Source organism: Flavobacterium sp. (genome assembly GCF_027482425.1).
GTDB lineage: Bacteria > Bacteroidota > Bacteroidia > Flavobacteriales > Flavobacteriaceae > Flavobacterium.
In genome coordinates, this window is sequence record NZ_JAIXWA010000044.1 from 17,382 (window position 1) to 34,842 (window position 17,461).

General features: G+C 41.9%; 17 protein-coding genes. 8 read left to right on the top strand and 9 right to left on the bottom strand.

The window, feature by feature from the left end; all coding sequences use genetic code 11:
* Positions 1 to 76 precede the first annotated feature (76 nt).
* From rmuC to Q0037_RS06265, 4 genes are all read left to right on the top strand, one after another.
* Positions 77 to 1,426: a DNA recombination protein RmuC gene (gene rmuC / locus Q0037_RS06250; protein ID WP_297516754.1), complete on the top strand. Its 1,350-nt coding sequence runs from the start codon at positions 77 to 79 to the stop codon at positions 1,424 to 1,426.
* Entirely contained in the window at positions 1,410 to 1,964 is a 555-nt protein-coding gene (locus tag Q0037_RS06255; protein ID WP_297516756.1) for an acyl-CoA thioesterase, read from the top strand. Before rmuC ends, Q0037_RS06255 begins: the two co-directional genes overlap by 17 nt.
* 101 nt (positions 1,965 to 2,065) lie before the next feature.
* Positions 2,066 to 3,178: a hypothetical protein gene (locus tag Q0037_RS06260; RefSeq protein WP_297516757.1), complete on the top strand. Its 1,113-nt coding sequence runs from the start codon at positions 2,066 to 2,068 to the stop codon at positions 3,176 to 3,178.
* Positions 3,179 to 3,196: 18 nt separating this feature from the next.
* The gene (locus tag Q0037_RS06265) at positions 3,197 to 5,230 is read left to right on the top strand and encodes an FG-GAP-like repeat-containing protein (protein ID WP_297516759.1); all 2,034 of its coding nucleotides are present in this window, start codon (positions 3,197 to 3,199) and stop codon (positions 5,228 to 5,230) included.
* 52 nt (positions 5,231 to 5,282) lie between these two features.
* Here the strand turns inward: Q0037_RS06265 and Q0037_RS06270 are convergent, their stop codons facing one another.
* From Q0037_RS06270 to rpmH, 3 genes are all read right to left on the bottom strand, one after another.
* Complete coding sequence (locus tag Q0037_RS06270; protein WP_297516761.1) at positions 5,283 to 6,239, bottom strand: ion channel; 957 nt, start codon at positions 6,237 to 6,239, stop codon at positions 5,283 to 5,285.
* Between the two features lie 67 nt (positions 6,240 to 6,306).
* A complete protein-coding gene (gene carB / locus Q0037_RS06275) occupies positions 6,307 to 9,159 on the bottom strand; it encodes a carbamoyl-phosphate synthase large subunit (RefSeq protein WP_297516763.1) in 2,853 nt (950 codons plus the stop codon).
* Positions 9,160 to 9,323: 164 nt separating this feature from the next.
* Entirely contained in the window at positions 9,324 to 9,485 is a 162-nt protein-coding gene (gene rpmH / locus Q0037_RS06280) for a 50S ribosomal protein L34 (protein ID WP_056072822.1), read from the bottom strand.
* Between the two features lie 151 nt (positions 9,486 to 9,636).
* Here rpmH and Q0037_RS06285 point away from each other — a divergent pair, with 151 nt between their 5' ends.
* Entirely contained in the window at positions 9,637 to 10,152 is a 516-nt protein-coding gene (locus tag Q0037_RS06285; RefSeq protein WP_297516765.1) for a DUF2892 domain-containing protein, read from the top strand.
* A 230-nt stretch (positions 10,153 to 10,382) separates the two neighbouring features.
* Here the strand turns inward: Q0037_RS06285 and Q0037_RS06290 are convergent, their stop codons facing one another.
* Positions 10,383 to 11,276, bottom strand: a complete 894-nt coding sequence (locus tag Q0037_RS06290; RefSeq protein WP_297516767.1) for a lytic transglycosylase domain-containing protein — start codon at positions 11,274 to 11,276, stop codon at positions 10,383 to 10,385.
* Positions 11,277 to 11,370: 94 nt separating this feature from the next.
* Complete coding sequence (locus Q0037_RS06295) at positions 11,371 to 12,030, bottom strand: alpha/beta hydrolase (protein ID WP_297516769.1); 660 nt, start codon at positions 12,028 to 12,030, stop codon at positions 11,371 to 11,373.
* Between the two features lie 113 nt (positions 12,031 to 12,143).
* Between Q0037_RS06295 and Q0037_RS06300 the strand changes: the two genes are divergently transcribed.
* Together Q0037_RS06300 and Q0037_RS06305 are read left to right on the top strand one after the other, a co-directional pair.
* Positions 12,144 to 12,419, top strand: a complete 276-nt coding sequence (locus Q0037_RS06300) for an N-acetyltransferase (RefSeq protein WP_297516783.1) — start codon at positions 12,144 to 12,146, stop codon at positions 12,417 to 12,419.
* Positions 12,420 to 12,474: 55 nt separating this feature from the next.
* Complete coding sequence (locus Q0037_RS06305) at positions 12,475 to 12,816, top strand: hypothetical protein (protein WP_297516771.1); 342 nt, start codon at positions 12,475 to 12,477, stop codon at positions 12,814 to 12,816.
* Positions 12,817 to 12,909: 93 nt separating this feature from the next.
* On the opposite strand, the gene Q0037_RS06310 is transcribed toward Q0037_RS06305, so the two are convergent.
* The gene (locus Q0037_RS06310; protein WP_297516773.1) at positions 12,910 to 13,791 is read right to left on the bottom strand and encodes an SDR family oxidoreductase; all 882 of its coding nucleotides are present in this window, start codon (positions 13,789 to 13,791) and stop codon (positions 12,910 to 12,912) included.
* Between the two features lie 109 nt (positions 13,792 to 13,900).
* Between Q0037_RS06310 and Q0037_RS06315 the strand changes: the two genes are divergently transcribed.
* Positions 13,901 to 14,263 (top strand): helix-turn-helix domain-containing protein, encoded by a 363-nt coding sequence (locus Q0037_RS06315; protein WP_297516775.1) that lies wholly within the window; start codon positions 13,901 to 13,903, stop codon positions 14,261 to 14,263.
* A gap of 74 nt (positions 14,264 to 14,337) precedes the next feature.
* Here Q0037_RS06315 and mtaB read toward each other — a convergent pair whose 3' ends face one another.
* From mtaB to Q0037_RS06330, 3 genes are all read right to left on the bottom strand, one after another.
* Complete coding sequence (gene mtaB, locus Q0037_RS06320; protein WP_297516777.1) at positions 14,338 to 15,666, bottom strand: tRNA (N(6)-L-threonylcarbamoyladenosine(37)-C(2))-methylthiotransferase MtaB; 1,329 nt, start codon at positions 15,664 to 15,666, stop codon at positions 14,338 to 14,340.
* A gap of 169 nt (positions 15,667 to 15,835) precedes the next feature.
* Positions 15,836 to 17,011 carry a GlmU family protein gene (locus Q0037_RS06325; RefSeq protein ID WP_297516779.1) on the bottom strand — a complete coding sequence of 392 codons (1,176 nt, stop codon included), beginning with the start codon at positions 17,009 to 17,011 and terminating at the stop codon, positions 15,836 to 15,838.
* Positions 17,012 to 17,114: 103 nt separating this feature from the next.
* Positions 17,115 to 17,366 (bottom strand): type B 50S ribosomal protein L31, encoded by a 252-nt coding sequence (locus tag Q0037_RS06330; RefSeq protein WP_129461385.1) that lies wholly within the window; start codon positions 17,364 to 17,366, stop codon positions 17,115 to 17,117.
* Positions 17,367 to 17,461: the final 95 nt, after the last annotated feature.

A 17,461-nucleotide genomic window follows, 5' to 3' on the forward strand; every position in this document is an offset into this window, starting at 1 on the left:
AATCCATTTTGATAAAGAAAAATTGTGTAGCAAATCGCCTCGAAGTTTTGTATTTTTAAAAACTAAAAAAAGAAGTATGACATTAACCATTGTTTTATCTGCCGTATTTTTAGGATTGGGATTTTTCATCGGAAAATTACTCTCCAGCAATCAATCCAGTGCCACCATCGCACAAAAAGAAGAGCAAATTCGCCAATTGACCCAACAAGTAACTTCGGGGCAACAGCAATGGCAAACGGCGCAAGTTGAAAAAGAAACCTTGCGTACCGAGCGCGAAGCATTGGCCTTGCAACTCACTAAAAAAGAAGTGGATTTCACCAATTTGGTCGAACGCAACAAAGAATACCGCCAGGAGGTGGAGCAATTGCAAGAAAAATTCACCAAAGAATTTGAACTCTTGGCCCAGAAAATCTTGGAAGAAAAAACAACCAAGTTTACCGAACAAAACAAAGAAAATCTAAAAACAATCCTTTCTCCGCTGCAAGAAAAAATTCAGCTTTTTGAGAAAAAAGTGGAAGATACGCACAAAGAAAGTATCGACTACCATGCCGCGTTACGCCAACAAATTTTGGGACTGCGGGAAATGAATGAAAAAATGTCGCAAGAAACCATTAACCTGACCAAAGCGTTGAAAGGCGATAATAAAATGCAAGGAAATTGGGGCGAATTGGTACTGGAGCGGGTTTTGGAAAAATCAGGATTGGAAAAAGACCGCGAATATTTTGTGCAACAAAGTTTTACGACCCCCGAAGGGCAACGACTTCAACCCGATGTGGTTATTGCGTTGCCCGATGGTAAAAAAATGATTGTCGATTCAAAAGTGACCTTAACTGCTTACGAACGCTTGTGCAACGCCGAAAATGAAGAGGAGCAAAAACAATTTTTACGCGAACACCTCATCGCGATTCATCGCCATGTAGAGCAATTGAGCAGTAAGAATTATTACGACTTATACCAGATGGAAAGTCCCGATTTTGTGTTGCTTTTCATCCCCATTGAATCGGCTTTTGCCGTGGCACTTCAAGAGGACAATACCCTGTACAACAAAGCTTTTGAGAAGAATATTGTGATCGTAACCCCTTCAACGCTATTGGCTACTTTGAAAACAATTAACAGCATGTGGACCAATCAAAAGCAGCAAGAAAATGCGTTAGAAATTGCCCGTCAAGCAGGGGCTTTGTACGATAAATTTGAAGGGTTTGTAACCGATTTGATAAAAATTGGTAAAAAAATGGATGAAGCTAAAGTGGAATACCAAGGGGCGATGAACAAACTCACCGAAGGTAAAGGCAACCTGATTTCGAGTGTAGAACGCTTGAAAAAAATGGGCGCTAAAGCCAAAAAAGCAATGCCAGAAGCCTTGTTGCAACGCGCAGGGGTAAGCCAAACTAACGACACGGAAACAACCCATGAAGAAACTATTTAAAACGGTAAAGTCCTCTCGGATTTCCATTTCACAATTGATGCTCCCCTCCCATTCCAACTTCAGTGGAAAAATTCACGGAGGGTATATTTTGGCTCTGATGGATCAAATTGCTTTTGCCTGTGCTTCCAAATATTCGGGCCATTATTGTGTGACTGCCTCGGTGGATACGGTCGACTTTTTACATCCTATTGAAGTAGGTGAACTCGTGATTATGAAAGCAAGTGTAAATTATGTGGGGCGCAGTTCGATGGTGGTGGGCATCCGGGTGGAATCAGAGAACATCCAAACTGGGAAATCAAAACACTGCAATTCGAGTTATTTTACCATGGTGGCCAAAGATGAAACGGGTCAAAATACAGAAGTCCCTGGATTAATTCTAACCAACGGCGAAGAAGTGCGGCGTTTTTACAACTCTATCCAACATATTGAGGCTCGAAAAACCCGAAATCGACACGAATTGGAGTTCGATTACCTATCAGAATCCGCCTTGAAAAAACTAGAAAATTACAATGTGAAAATGGAAATGAAAGAGCGCTAAAATTTTCAAATTCTAATTCATTTCTAAAAAATTCTCATATAACTGCTCGAATTTTAGGCAAATAGATTTTTTTTCTTATTTTTGGTCAAGAAATTTTTAATATGAGAAAATATTACCTCTTGGGGATTTTTACGGGAATCCTCTCTTTCTTTATTTATTCTTGTTCTTCCAATGATAATGAGGAGTATGTGGAACCTAGTCCTGTTACAGTGGATTTAACACAAGTGCCTTATGCCAAGTTGTCTGATTATCACTTTTTCAAAGCGCCTATGAGTGCCATGGTGCCTGAAAAAGATGTCCACATTTATGAACCCATCAGTCAATTATTTACCGATTACGCCCACAAAAAGCGCTTTGTTTGGTTACCTCCAGGAACGAAAGCAACCTATAACGGGGACGGTTCGGTATTGGAATTGCCTGTGGGAGCGGCTATTATCAAAAACTTCTATTACGACGAATTACAACCCACCAATACGCGCAAAATCATTGAGACGCGCATTATGATTCGCAAGTCCAATGGATGGATATTTGCAGAATACGTTTGGAATGATGAGCAAACGGAAGCGTTTTTTGATATAAATGGAAGCAACCGTACGATTACTTTTACGGAAAACGGGGTTCAAAAAACAGCCAATTACCGTATTCCCAACGAAGCACAATGTGTAACTTGCCACAAACTTCGTGACCCCAATACAAATTTATACTCGAATTCACCGATTGGAATTAAACCTCAAAATATCAACTTTAATTTCAACTACGGAACTGAAACTAAAAATCAGTTGGCCAAATGGAAAGAATGGGGTATTTTAGAAAGCAATGCACCCATTTCAGATCCATCTACGGCGATGGTGGATTACAAAGATCTTTCCAAACCGCTCGAGCAACGCGTTCGTTCCTATTTTGATATCAATTGTGCCCATTGTCATAGTGAAAAAGGACACTGCTACTACCGTCCCATGCGGATGAGTTATAGCGAAACCAACAATAATTTAACCAATATGGGCGTATGTGTTCCTACGGCTGACTTGCAAGATTTTCCTCCTGCGTTAAGCCGTATTGTTTCACCAAACAACATTAACCGCTCTATGTTATATTACCGATTAAATACTGAAAACGAAGCGTTTATGATGCCATTACACGGACGTTCGATCATCCACGAAGAGGGTGTATTGCTTGTAAAACAATGGATCGAATCGCTTCAACCGTGCAACTAATAACCACTTAACAACTTTATGAAAAAAATTACTTTACTTTTATCTTTCCTTGTTGTAGGATTGGCTCAAGCGCAGGACACCTGTGCTACAGCATTGCCCATAACGGCGGGAACCCATGTGGTTACTGCGGTAAACGGCACCGACTTACCACCTGCCATTTGTGCAGACAATGGAGCCTTGGGTAACAATGGAAAAGCGGAATGGTATTCGTATACACCAACGCAAAATTATACTGTAACTATTACTTCAAACATTGCGGCAAACACACCGCGTGTGGATACCCGTGTACATGTGTATACTGGTACATGCGGTTCAATGGTATGTTTTGATGGAGATGACGATAGCGGTCAAAACTACTCTTCCGTAGCTACATTCAATGTAACTGCTGGCACTACCTACACTATCGTTTGGGATAACCGCTGGAGTAGTAACGGATTTACCTTTCAATTAATTGAAAATGCGGTTGTGGTGCAACCTACAGCACCTATTACCTACAATGCACAAACGGTTTCAACTATCAACAACCAATACAATATTTGTGTTGTTGATATGAACAATGATGGAATGGATGACATTGTGGGGATTAGTACAGGAACGATGAAAGTTCATTACCAAACTGCTACTCCAGGCACATTCAATATTGTAAGTTATCCTTTCTCAAATGTAAATTTCTACCCAACTTGGAGTTTGGCTGCTGGCGATTACAACAAGGATGGCTTCAATGATATTATCTTAGGGGCTGGTCAAGGACTTTCGATTTTACGTTCAAGCAACAACGGCACACAATATACAGGAATTACTCCCGGAGAGTATATTTTCTGTCAGCGTACAAACTTTGCCGATTTGAATAAAGATGGTAACTTAGATATCTTCTCTTGCCACGATATCAATGAAAACGTATATTATCTGAATGACGGAGCTGGAAACCTTACCTATTTCCAAGCTAATGTAACGCCCGGTGCGATGGCAATTAGTAATGGTGGTGGAAACTATGCAACGTTATTCACCGATTTCGATAACGATGGGGATTCTGATGTATTTATTTCTAAATGTTCAGGCCCTCCATGTCAATTAATTCGTTACGACGGTGGAACAACCTATACAAACGTTTCTGCGGCTACAGGAGTAAATGTAACGCCTATTCAAACCTGGTCATCTGGAATAGCTGATTTTGACAACGATGGCGACATGGATGTAATCATCACTGCTAGTGCCGGAACACACCGTTTCTTCAGAAATAACTTCGAAACAACAGGTACATTAAGTGCATTTACGAATATTACCACAGGATCAGGTTGGGATACCAATACATCAACAAATATTGACAACATTGCTTACGACTTTGATAATGACGGTAAAGTAGATGTTTTAGGGGGTGGAAATAAAATCATGTTCAACCAAGGGAACAATACATTCCAAGGAATTACTTATACGGGTATTGGTGTAGGTGCTGTGGGTGACTTAAACAACGACGGGTTCTTAGATATTCAAAACGGATCTACCATTCGTTATGCTGTTCCTAACGGAAACAACTGGTTAAAAGTTCGCTTAAACGGCGTACAAAGTAACAGCAACGGTATCGGAGCTCGTGTTGAAATCTATGGTGCATTCGGAAAACAAATTCGCGATGTACGCAGTGGTGAAGGCTTCAAATACATGAGTTCCATCAATGCCCACTTCGGTATTGGTACCAACACTGCGATTACCCAAGTAATTATACGTTGGCCTTCAGGTATTGTTGATACTATCAACAACCCCAACATTAACCAATTGTTGACCGTTAGCGAAGGATCTAGTTTAAACAATCCTGCTTTTGACAGCACTACGGTAAGTGTATTCCCTATTCCAACACGCAACCAATTGAACATTAAAACCCAAGAAGGATTTACAGCAGTACAAGCAGAAGTTTACGACTTAAACGGACGCTTGGTATTGTCTTCCAAAATTGAAAACGAGTCTATCTCTTTACAATCTTTGGAAAGTGGCAACTACTTGTTGATGGTTATGGATGCTAATGGCGCTAAATTCACACAGAAAATTGTGAAAAACTAATACAGACCAAAAACAGATTATAAAAAAAGCTCCGAGAAATTCGGAGCTTTTTTTATAAGGTAACTTTTTCAAACGCATGCAGTTTGTCGATATGCAACAAGGTTTTTCTTTGGTAGCCATCACGAGAAAACATCGGTAAAAAGCGAGCCCCATAAACAACCTCTTCAAAAGTATACGAAGCCCGTTTTACGACTGAAGTACTAAACATATCATCAAATACTTTGACAAAAACAATCAACTCCCCCACCGTTTCCTGAAAATCATTTTCGGTAAATTGATACAACGGACTTTGCGGTGTAATGGGATGTACCAAGGTCCAATTTAGATTCAGCGCATTGATTTTATCCAACTCCAAATCCAAGGTAAAAAATTTGTTGACTTTTTGACCATTCTCCTCTACATGCATTCCCATGGTAATCCGTGCCTCTGCATCAGATAAATTGACATTCTTATAAGGACATAAACGCAACATCAATGCGTTTCCCCCTTTATAGGGCGCAATTAATGTATTATTGGAGAACAAAAGATGGGCTTTGGGTTGACTAAACCGACCGTAAAACAAACCCGTAGCAATAGCAAAACTCAACAACCCGGACAGCGCTTCTACGGCGGCTACAAAACTTGCCAAAAATCCACGGGGACTCACGTGTCCATAACCAACCGTCGTAAAGGTTTGCACACTAAAAAAGAATGCCTGTCCAAAAGTATCCCAAGGCGATGTGACTGTAACCCCATTGAGATGGTCTACCCCAATGAGCACATAAAGGGTGGCAAAAAAGGCATTCACCAAAAAGTAAAACAAAAGGATAATCAACAAAAACTTCCATCGCGGCAACGTCAGCATCGTATGGTACCAACTAATGGTATCTAAAAAAGGAAATCCCGTAAGGCGTATGTTGGCTTTACCCGACTTCGTGAAGAAACGTCCCCCATAACTGGAAGCATTCGTTCCTAAACCAGTATTGGCTTCCGTTTTGGCTTGTGCATTAAAGGTTTTTCGAAAATCCATAAGGGTTATTTTGAGGTAAAACTACACATTGTACACAAAAAAACCGCTCCGAAGAGCGGCGCTACACTTATTTAGACAAATACATTTTTCGTCGGGAATACAAATCGTAAAACTGATCGTCTTTTAAATCATCAATGAATAAAATACTCTCTCCTGTTGATTTCATCTCGGGACCGAGCGCCTTATTGACATTCGGAAACTTATTAAAAGAGAACACCGGTTGCTTGATTGCAAATCCGTTCAACTTCGGATGAAAATCGAAATCGGTAACCTTCTTCTCTCCTAACATCACCTTCGTAGCATAATTCACATAGGGTTCGCCATAGGCTTTGGCAATAAATGGAACCGTTCGTGACGCACGCGGATTGGCCTCAATGATGTAGACAATATCGTCTTTGATAGCAAACTGAATATTGATGAGTCCCACGGTTTGAAGGGCTAACGCAATATTTTTGGTATGGTCTTTAATTTGTTGCATGACAAACTCTCCCAAATTGAAAGGAGGTAAGGTCGCATTACTATCGCCCGAGTGAATCCCACATGGTTCGATATGCTCCATAATTCCGATGATGTAGACATTCTCCCCATCACAAATCGCATCGGCTTCTGCTTCAATCGCACCATCGAGGTAGTAATCCAAGAGTAATTTATTGTTGGGAATATGTTTTAAAATCTCAATCACATGTTCCTCCAATTCTTGTTTATTGATGACAATTTTCATCCCTTGTCCTCCCAACACATAGGAAGGGCGGACCAAGAGCGGAAACTCTAATTCATCAGCCAATTGCAAGGCTTGATCGGCGTTTTCGGCTACCCCGAATTTGGGATACGGAATATTCAATTCTTTCAACAAACCCGAAAAACGACCGCGGTCTTCAGCCAAATCCAAGGCATCGTAACTAGTACCAAAGATTTTGATTCCGTAGCGGTTTAATTTTTCAGCCAACTTCAAGGCCGTTTGGCCTCCCAACTGTACAATCACGCCATCGGGTTTTTCGTGCTGGATAATATCGTAAATATGCTCCCAAAACACAGGCTCAAAATACAACTTATCGGCCGTATCAAAGTCCGTCGAAACCGTTTCGGGATTACAGTTGATCATGATGGTTTCATAGCCACATTCTTTGGCCGCCAAAACTCCGTGTACACAAGAGTAATCAAACTCAATTCCTTGACCAATTCGGTTAGGTCCTGATCCCAACACCACGACTTTCTTACGGTCGGTGACCACACTTTCATTGGCGGTAAAACGTACTCCAGAAGACGTTTCAATCTCAGCTTCAAAAGTCGAATAATAATAAGGCGTTTGGGCTTTAAACTCAGCGGCACAGGTATCTACCAGTTTATACACCCGTCGTACATTCATTTCTTCCCGCAAACGGTACACCTGACTCTCCAAACAGCCCAACATGTGCGCAATTTGACGGTCGCCGTAGCCTTTTTGTTTTGCTTCCAAGAGCAATTCTTTGGGCAGGGTGTCGATACGGTAATTGGAAATTTCTTTTTCCAACAAATACAATTCCTCGTATTGCTTCAAGAACCACATATCGATTTTGGTAATCTCATGAATACGACTCAACGGAATCCCCATTTGAATCGCATCGTAAATGACAAACACGCGATCCCAGCTGGCATAGGTGAGTTTTTCGATAATCTGTTCGTAATTCTTGTACCCTTTTCCATCAGCGCCCAATCCATTGCGTTTGATTTCCAACGATTGGGTGGCTTTGTGTAAGGCTTCTTGAAACGAACGTCCGATACCCATTACCTCGCCTACCGATTTCATTTGCAAGCCCAGCGTTCGGTCGGCGCCTTCAAACTTATCGAAGTTCCAACGCGGAATTTTTACAATCACATAATCCAACGTGGGTTCAAACAAGGCCGAGGTCGATTTGGTAATTTGATTTTGCAATTCGTCGAGCGTATATCCCAGCGCCAATTTGGTTGCAATTTTGGCAATCGGATAGCCTGTTGCTTTTGACGCCAAGGCCGAAGAGCGCGATACCCGTGGATTGATTTCGATGGCTACAATATCTTCTTTTACGTCGGGAGAAACGGCAAACTGCACATTACATCCTCCTGCAAAGTTTCCAATCGAGCGCATCATGTGAATCGCCATGTCACGCATTTTTTGGAAGGTACGATCCGACAAAGTCATCGCAGGCGCCACGGTAATCGAGTCGCCGGTGTGAATTCCCATAGGATCCATATTTTCGATAGAACAAATGATGACGACATTGTCATTTTGATCCCGTAGCAATTCCAATTCATATTCTTTCCATCCTAAAAGCGCTTTATCGATCAACACTTCGTGTATAGGTGACGCCTCCAACCCGCGGGTTAATAATTCGTCAAAATCTTCTTTACGATGCACAAAAGCAGCACCCGTTCCCCCCAAAGTAAACGAAGGACGAATCACGAGTGGAAATCCAAACTCTTGGGCAATTTCTTTTCCTTTCAAAAACGAATTGGCCGTCTTGGCAGGCGCATACGGAATACCGATTTCACTTAACAACGTTTTGAATTGGTCGCGGTCCTCGGTAACGTTGATCGCATTGATATCAACCCCAATCAAACGTACATTAAAATCCTTCCAAATTCCCTTTTCTTCAGCCTCCAAACACAAGTTTAAGGCCGTTTGTCCGCCCATAGTGGGGAGTACAGCATCGATGTTGGGATGGGCTTTGAGGATTTCAATAATCGATTTGGTGGTGAGAGGCTTAAGGTACACATGATCGGCCATAGCAGGGTCGGTCATGATGGTCGCGGGGTTGGAGTTGATGAGGATGACCTCGATTCCCTCTTCGCGAAGGGAGCGGGCCGATTGCGACCCAGAGTAGTCAAATTCACAGGCTTGACCAATAATGATCGGACCTGAACCAATAATCAAAACGGATTTGATAGCGGAATCTTTCGGCATGTGGTGTAGTAGTTTAGTCGTTTAGGTTGTGTGTGTCAAAATTAGTTGGTTTCCAAAACTTTTGAAAAAATCGGGGTTGCCAACTTATCATTAGTTATAAACAGCATAAAAAAAAGGCGCTACCGATAAAAGTAACGCCTTATGCTATGATGGAATCATCATTATTATTTCTTATGTCTTGGTTCAGAAGATACCGTCAACTTATGTCTTCCTTTAGCACGACGACGAGCAAGGACTTTTCTACCATTTGCAGTAGCCATTCTCTCCATAAACCCGTGTTTATTTCTTCTTTTTCTTTTCGAGGGTTGAAATGTTCTTTTACTCATTGTTCGATATCTTTAAAATCTGGTACTTGTTCGCTGTCTACGGCTTTTCAAAACCGAGTGCAAATATACAAAGCTTTTTATTACATGCAAGTGCTTTTTTAAAAATATTTCAAATTCCTTTTACTACATTTGCAACCTAAATTTCACCCTCATGTTTCACAGAAATAGTAAGATCGTTTTAACCGTACTGATTTTTGCAGCAGCGGTTTGGCAATTCACCGAAAACAACATTGGCAATGGGATTTTTTTGATTCTTGTCGCTTTGATTCCATTGGCCTTATACTTCCGCAATGAGTTCATTTTGTTGGCGTTTTTACAAATGCGCAAACAAAATTTCCCAGGCGCTCAAAAATGGTTGTCCAAAATTAAAAATCCTGAAACCGCTTTGATTCGCAAACAACAAGGCTATTACAATTATTTGCAAGGCTTGATGGTGTCGCAAACGAACTTAAACCAAGCCGAGAAGTTTTTCAAAAAAGCCATTGAATTGGGCTTGAATATGGACATGGATTTGGCAGTGGCCAAACTCAACCTGGCGGGAATCGCTTTGTCACGACGACGAAAAATGGAAGCGACCAACCTGATCAACGAAGTCAAAAAACTCGACAAGCAAGGCATGCTGAAAGAGCAAATCTCGATGATGAAAGAACAATTGAAACGCATTTAATACAAGACTCCGCAAGGGGTCTTTTTTTTGGCTTATTAGAAATTTTGAAGGGTGAATTATAAATGAAGTCGCTTGAAAGTAATGTGGGATTGATCTAATTTTTTAGAAAAAAGAAGCAAGAGAAAAGACCTTTGTACGTCCCTAATATAGTTGACCACTTCAAGACAATTTATAGTAGGGAAGTGCAACGCACATAACTCATAACCTGCAGGCAGGTAGACTCATAACTCCTAATACCCTTTGGTCGGAATCTCAATCTGGTATTTCTTCTTCCCAGGGTTGACCAATTTCTTGTCACGCAACCACGGATTGTGAATTTTCAAGATTTTGTAATTGACCCCTTGCATTTTGGCAAACCTCGCCAAATCGGTAATCGAACTGTCGACTTCAACAATCTTGGTGGGCAAATTTTCATACAATTCATGCTGACTCAAGTCAAAACCATATAGCTTCGGATTCTGCATAATTGCCTTCAAGGCCAATATACGGAATACATACCGATGGGTTTCATCGGTCAACAATAAATCGTAATAGTCTGTTACACCTTGTTCTTCCAACTTGCGCGTGATGCCATTCATGCCTCCATTGTAACTCGCCGCAGCCAGTGTCCAGGAACCAAACTTAGCTTTGGCCGTCAACAAATATTTGCAAGCCGCTTCTGTCGATTTTTGCAAGTGGTAGCGTTCATCCACGGTTTCGGTTACCTCCATGCCTTTTTCTTTAGCCGTATCGGGCATAAACTGCCATACCCCGCGTGCTCCCGCCGAAGAAACCGCATTGGTCAATGCACTTTCAATAACCGCCAAATATTTAAAGTCATCGGGCACACCGTATTGCTTCAAAATAGGCTCCATCACCGGAAAGGCACGATTGGCGCGCTTCATAATAAGTAAGGTCGACGAATGCAAATTGGCATTGACCAACAATTCGCGATCGAAACGTTCTTTCACATCGGCCACATGCAACGGCGTAGGTTCGTCAGCAAAATCAACTTTAGGCGGAAAATACTGCGACGTACCTTCTCGAAGTAAAACTTTACGTGCATCGCCTGAAAGCGCAAAAATAAAAAGACTGGTGAGGACCATGGCTAACGCACCTATAGCCATCCAACGTATCGGTTTCATAGGACAAAGTTTTTTAGTTCAACGCAACAACCCACAGTTTCGTATCATCGCTGCAAAGAATAGTGACAAAATTACAAAAATCAGTCCAAACCCCCTATTCTTGTGCTAAAATGGCTGGCAAATGCATGTTAAGCCAACGGTACTTACTCAAAATCATGGCATGGGTACCGTCTTTTACAGGAATGTACTTTTTGATATGTTTCGGGGGAAACACTTCGTCGAGCGTGCCATGAATATGAATGACCGACGGATCAGGCGTGGAGCGATCCCAACAAATAACTTGTTCTATCGCCCAATCCAAATACCGTTTGTCCCGCATGTGTAAAAACTGTTCGTACAAATGCAACTTCCGTTTTAACGAATCGCCAAAAGCATACTTGACCCATTTGTCCACATCTTGAAGCCAACCCGTGGGCAATAACTTATACGCTTTGGTCGTTCGTGCTACTTTAAAGCGACGCGGAAATTCGTGTTTCGACTTGACACTGGAGATAATGACTACCTTGCGGGGTTGCAAAAAGACCTGCATCTCTTGGACCAATATACCGCCAAAAGACACGCCTACCAAAATCGAAGTAGGATCGTGCACTTGAGATGCCATCCGTTGGGCATACGACGCCAAGGTCTCCTCGGGTTCGGGCAGAAACCACTCCAACAAATGGATTTCAAACGATTCCTTCGGCAAGGAAATTCGCTCAAAAATAGAAGTGCTCGCAGCGAGTCCAGGCATAAAATAAACAGGGATGGGCTTCATACTAAAAGATTTAACGTACTGAACGATGGGAATATTCCAAATTATTCCGAAATTTGCCTAAAATTAATGAATACTACGAAAACAAGATGAACTCAGAGTTAATTTTGGAACAAATGGAAATTAAGGACAACACCTTTGCCCGTCAATTTGAAACGACGTTCAACGGGGAATTAGTTTCTGTGGAATATTCCTTTCAGGAGAAAAAAATCTTCCTGACCCGCATTAACGGTACAGAAAACGAAGCTTTTGTAACCGAATTATTGAAAAATATTATGGAAATCGCTTACGAACGCAAACTGAAAGTCGTACCCGTTTTCCCTAAAGTAGCGGCATTTATGCGGAAACATACCACCTACCGCGATTTACTTCCACCCGGCATTCGGATTTAATCAAACCCCTATAGGCCGTTTCCCCTGAAGCGGCTTTTTTATTCCCAATTGTTGCATGAGCGCTGACCAACTTCGCGATACCGTTCTCGATTTTTTTGAACACATCGAAAAATACTACGGCTGTACCACCGAAATCACCGAAGGCTTGATGACGGAATCCAGTCAACTCGACCCCGATAACACCACGTGGAACCTCGCCGAGTTTCAACTCATTCGCGCGGCTTATCGCACCACTGGCAATCGGTTTATGCTTGAAGGTCCTGGCGTGTATTACGAAATCGCTGCCGAAAAAATCATGGACTTCAAGCAACCGGGCCGCCATAAATTCGAATTTATCGAACAATACGGGTTTGATGTTTTTCGGATTACGCGAATCCATTTTCAAAGCAAATACTAAAACAATACTCATTTTTTTAAATAAAAAACCGGCACTGTAAAATCAGATACCGGCTTGCTTTTTTTTGGGATTTCACCCCATTCTGCCTTAAGATTACCCTCGGGCAGGGAAGTATATTTTTGTAATATACTCCAAAATAGGCGTAAGGGGTCGACCCAAAATCGTAGTCAAATCGGTGGTGGGAGCATCCAACTCCCCGCCTGCTTGCGCCAATGCAAAACTTGAAAAAATACCGATACTCTCGGAAGGTACTCCAAAGTCAGCAAGGGTTTTTGCATAAACGTCTACGTCAGGGGACACATACACCACTGTCTTTCCAGAAAGCGCTGCCAAGTGGTGTGCAATCGTTTCATACGAGACCGACTCCGTATGCGAAAACGAATATGCTTTCCCATCATGCCCTGATGTGATGCAAATTTTTGCTGCGGCTTCAGCCATTTCCGACCGCAGTACAGCACTAATTCGCCCCTGTCCTGTTGGAACAAAAATAACACCCGTTTGCAACACCTCTGTCCCAATAAAGGCAGGTAAAAAATCCAAATACAAATTATTTCGTAAAAACGTAAATGGAATGCCGCTTTCTTCAATCCAACGTTCGGTTTGCAAATGTGACTCTGCCACGCCCCATAAAGGAGACGCTGTTGATTCAGTTGTGCGTTGAAAACTGGTGTAAATCAAATGCGCCACCCCAGCTTCTTTTGCCGCCAAAACTACATTACGGTGTTGTGATAAGCGATTGCCAAGGTCACTGCTGGAAACGAAAAGAACTTTTGAAACGCCTGCAAAAGCTTTGGTCAAAGACGCATAATCATCATAATCTCCCACTGTGATTTCAATACCCAAATGTTGCCAACGTTTAGCCGCCACAGGAGTACGCACAAGGGCTTTAATTTGTGAAGCGGAAATACCGTTTTCTAAAAGTGTGTGAATAGCCGCAGCGCCAAAATAACCTGAAGCGCCAGTAACTAAAATCATGTTTTTTGTTTTTAAATTCATTACTTCGTATATTTGTTACGAAAAGTAACTATTAATAGTTTTATAAAGTAACTTGTTACCAAAAGGTAACTTAATTTAAACTGGTAACATGAAAGTAACTATAACGTCAACGAAGGAAAAAACCAACCTTTGTCCCGTAAGTGCGGTACTTGAATTGATCGGTGGCAAATGGAAACCGATCATATTATATTGTTTACGAACAGAGACGCGACGGTTTGGTGAAATTGCAGCGCGTATCCCGCGCCTTTCGCGTAAAGTACTTACCGACCAGCTGAAAGAATTGGAGCAAGATCAACTGATTATTCGCGTTCAATACAATGAAATTCCGCCTCGTGTAGAATATTCTTTGTCGCCACGGGGAAAAAGTTTAGCCCCCTTACTGGAAGCAATGGAAAAATGGGGAAATGAACATGTGCTTCAAAAACCCGAAACGACAACTACAAACCCGTAGTGTATAGCCCAAAGGCAGTTTTACTAAAAAAAGTAGCCCAGCTTCAAACGAAGTGGATTAATGAAGGGTGAACGTTACCCAATTGCCTCCACAAACGCAATGCGCACACTACCCTGATCATCAATATGGGTAAGCTGTACTTCGTGTAAGGTATTGACTAACTCGGGATTCCATGGGGTTTTGACTTTGACATAGTTTTCGGTAAACCCATAAATGTAGCCTTCTTTGTTCTCGCCTTCAAATAATACTGTGCGGGTAGTACCCAACTGACTTTCATAAAAAACACGGCGTTTTTTCACCGACAAACCACGTAACATCTTACTGCGTTTGGCACGCACATTATTTGGCACTACACCATCCATCATAGCAGCCTCGGTATTATCGCGTTCCGAGTAGGTAAAGACATGCAAATACGAAATATCGAGTTCGTTTAAGAAATGATAGGTTTCTAAGAAATGTTCGTCCGTTTCCCCTGGAAAACCGACAATCACATCGACACCAATGCAGGCATGGGGCATGACTTCACGAATTGTAGCGACGCGTTCCGTGTAGAGTTCGCGCAAATAACGACGCTTCATTTTTTTTAAAATGGCATTGCTTCCGGACTGTAAGGGAATATGAAAATGGGGGACAAACGTGCGACTCTGGCTTACAAATTCAATAGTTTCGTTTTTCAGCAAATTGGGTTCGATGGAGGAAATTCGCAAGCGTTCAATTCCCTCGACTTGATCCAAGGCTTGCACCAATTCCAAAAAGGTATGTTCATGCTTTTTATTACCGAATTCCCCTTTGCCATAATCGCCGATGTTGACACCCGTCAATACGATTTCTTTAATCCCTTGTTGTGAAATTTCGGACGCGTTACGCACTACATTCTCCATCGTATCACTACGAGAAATGCCGCGCGCCAGAGGAATGGTGCAGTACGTGCACTTATAATCACAACCGTCTTGTACTTTCAAAAAGGCGCGGGTCCGATCGCCAATGGAATAACTGCCTACATAAAAATCAGCTTCTTCAATCTCGCACGAATGCACTTCACCCCTATCATTCTTGGACAAATCGTGAATAAAATCGGTGATTTTAAATTTTTCGGTGGCTCCCAAAACCAAATCGACTCCATCCACAGCGGCCAACTCTTCGGGTTTTAACTGGGCATAACACCCCACCGCAGCCACAAACGCATTGGGATTCAGCTTCAAGGCTTTTTTAACGACTTGCTTGAATTGTTTGTCGGCATTATCGGTAACTGAGCACGTATTAATTACATAGATATCGGCCACATCTTCAAAATCGACGCGATCGAATCCCTCCTTTTGAAAGTTTCTCGAAATAGTAGACGTTTCCGAGAAATTAAGCTTACAGCCTAGGGTATAAAAGGCTACTTTTTTTTGCTGTTCCATAGATGTACACAACCCTTGAAATCGTTGTCAAGCGATTGCGGGCGCAAAGGTAAAGATTTTTTAGCGTAAAAAAATGAGTGATTTGTAAACCACGAAGAAATCCGGAGCTTTTCTTAAGAGCGAATAGTAATTTTCAAATCTAAAAATTTTCAAATTTTCAAATCAATTCTTATTCTTTCCGATACTTCTTCGTCTCCTCAAACACATGTTCCAAAATACGGGCTTCCACTTCGTCAAATTCCACATGACGACGCGCCATAACGATTTTGGCGGTTTGAAAGGCTTTGTTTGTCAAATACGTTGTCATGCCCGAAGCACCGCCCCAACTAAAACTGGGCACAAAGTTACGTGGGAATCCTGACCCGAAGATGTTTGAAGAAACACCCACTACGGTGCCCGTATTAAACATGGTATTGATCCCACATTTGCTGTGGTCGCCCATCATTAAACCGCAGAATTGGAGTCCGGTACGGGCAAAACCTTCCGTTTCATAGCTCCATAAGCGTACTTCTTCGTAGTTGTTTTTTAAATTGGAATTGTTACTATCGGCCCCAATATTACACCATTCACCCAACACCGAATTTCCTAAGAATCCATCGTGACCTTTGTTGGAATACGCAAATAAAACCGAATTATTCACTTCGCCACCCACACGGCAATGCGGCCCCACTGTGGTTGCTCCATAAATCTTGGTAGCCAACTTCACCTGCGCTTCTTCACACAAAGCAAAGGGACCACGAATTACCGAACCTTCCATGATTTCGGCATTTTTCCCGATGTAAATCGGACCCGTAGACGCATTCAACGTTACAAATTCCAATTGCGCCCCTTCTTCAATAAAAATATGTTCGGGCGCAATGACATTCACTGACTTCGGAATGGGTTGCGAATGACGGTCGGCCGTTAGCAGTTCATAATCCTCACGTATGGCTGCATCATTTTTGGCAAAAATATCCCACGTATGTTCGATTTTTAAACATTCGTCCTCGTATTCAAGGATTTCGTATGTGTCAAAATCCACCTCTTCCTGAGAGTCGTTGGTATAAAAGGCAATCACGTCCTCCCCGCGCATGATGGCTTGGTTGGGCTCGAGATTGCGCACCATCTCAACCAAAACCGCATTGGGTAAATACGCCCCATTGAGCATTACATTGGCCTCCATTTCGACCATGGGAAACTTTTCCGACAAATACTCTTCGGTTAACGTCGTAGTGGTCGAACCCAAATATTTTTCCCATTTTTCACGAATGGTCAATATCCCTATGCGAATATCACACACAGGTCGGGTAAACGTAAAGGGTAAAAGGGCATTACGGACCGGGCCGTCGAAGAGAATATAGTTCATGAGTGAATTTTTCAGCTAATGGGTCAAAACTACGAAGAAATAGGCAATAAAAAAACCACCCCTAAGGATGGCTTTTTCTATTTGAACACACAATAAATACGAATTACTTACCGTGCTTAGCGTATTTCGTTTTGAATTTATCAATACGTCCTGCCGTATCAATCAATTTCGATTTACCAGTATAAAAAGGGTGGGAAGTACGAGAAATCTCCATTTTATACACCGGATATTCCACTCCGTCTACCACGATAGTTTCTTTAGTTTCTACAGTAGATTTCGTGATAAATACATCCTCGTTTGACATATCTTTGAAAGCTACCAATCTGTAATTTTCTGGGTGAATACCTTGTTTCATCTTGTAAATCTTTTTATTTGTTATGAAGCAGTTAGCCTTGATGCTTTTATTCTCAAAAAGGTATCAGCGCGCTGCAACGTTTAGTAATCCTTTTA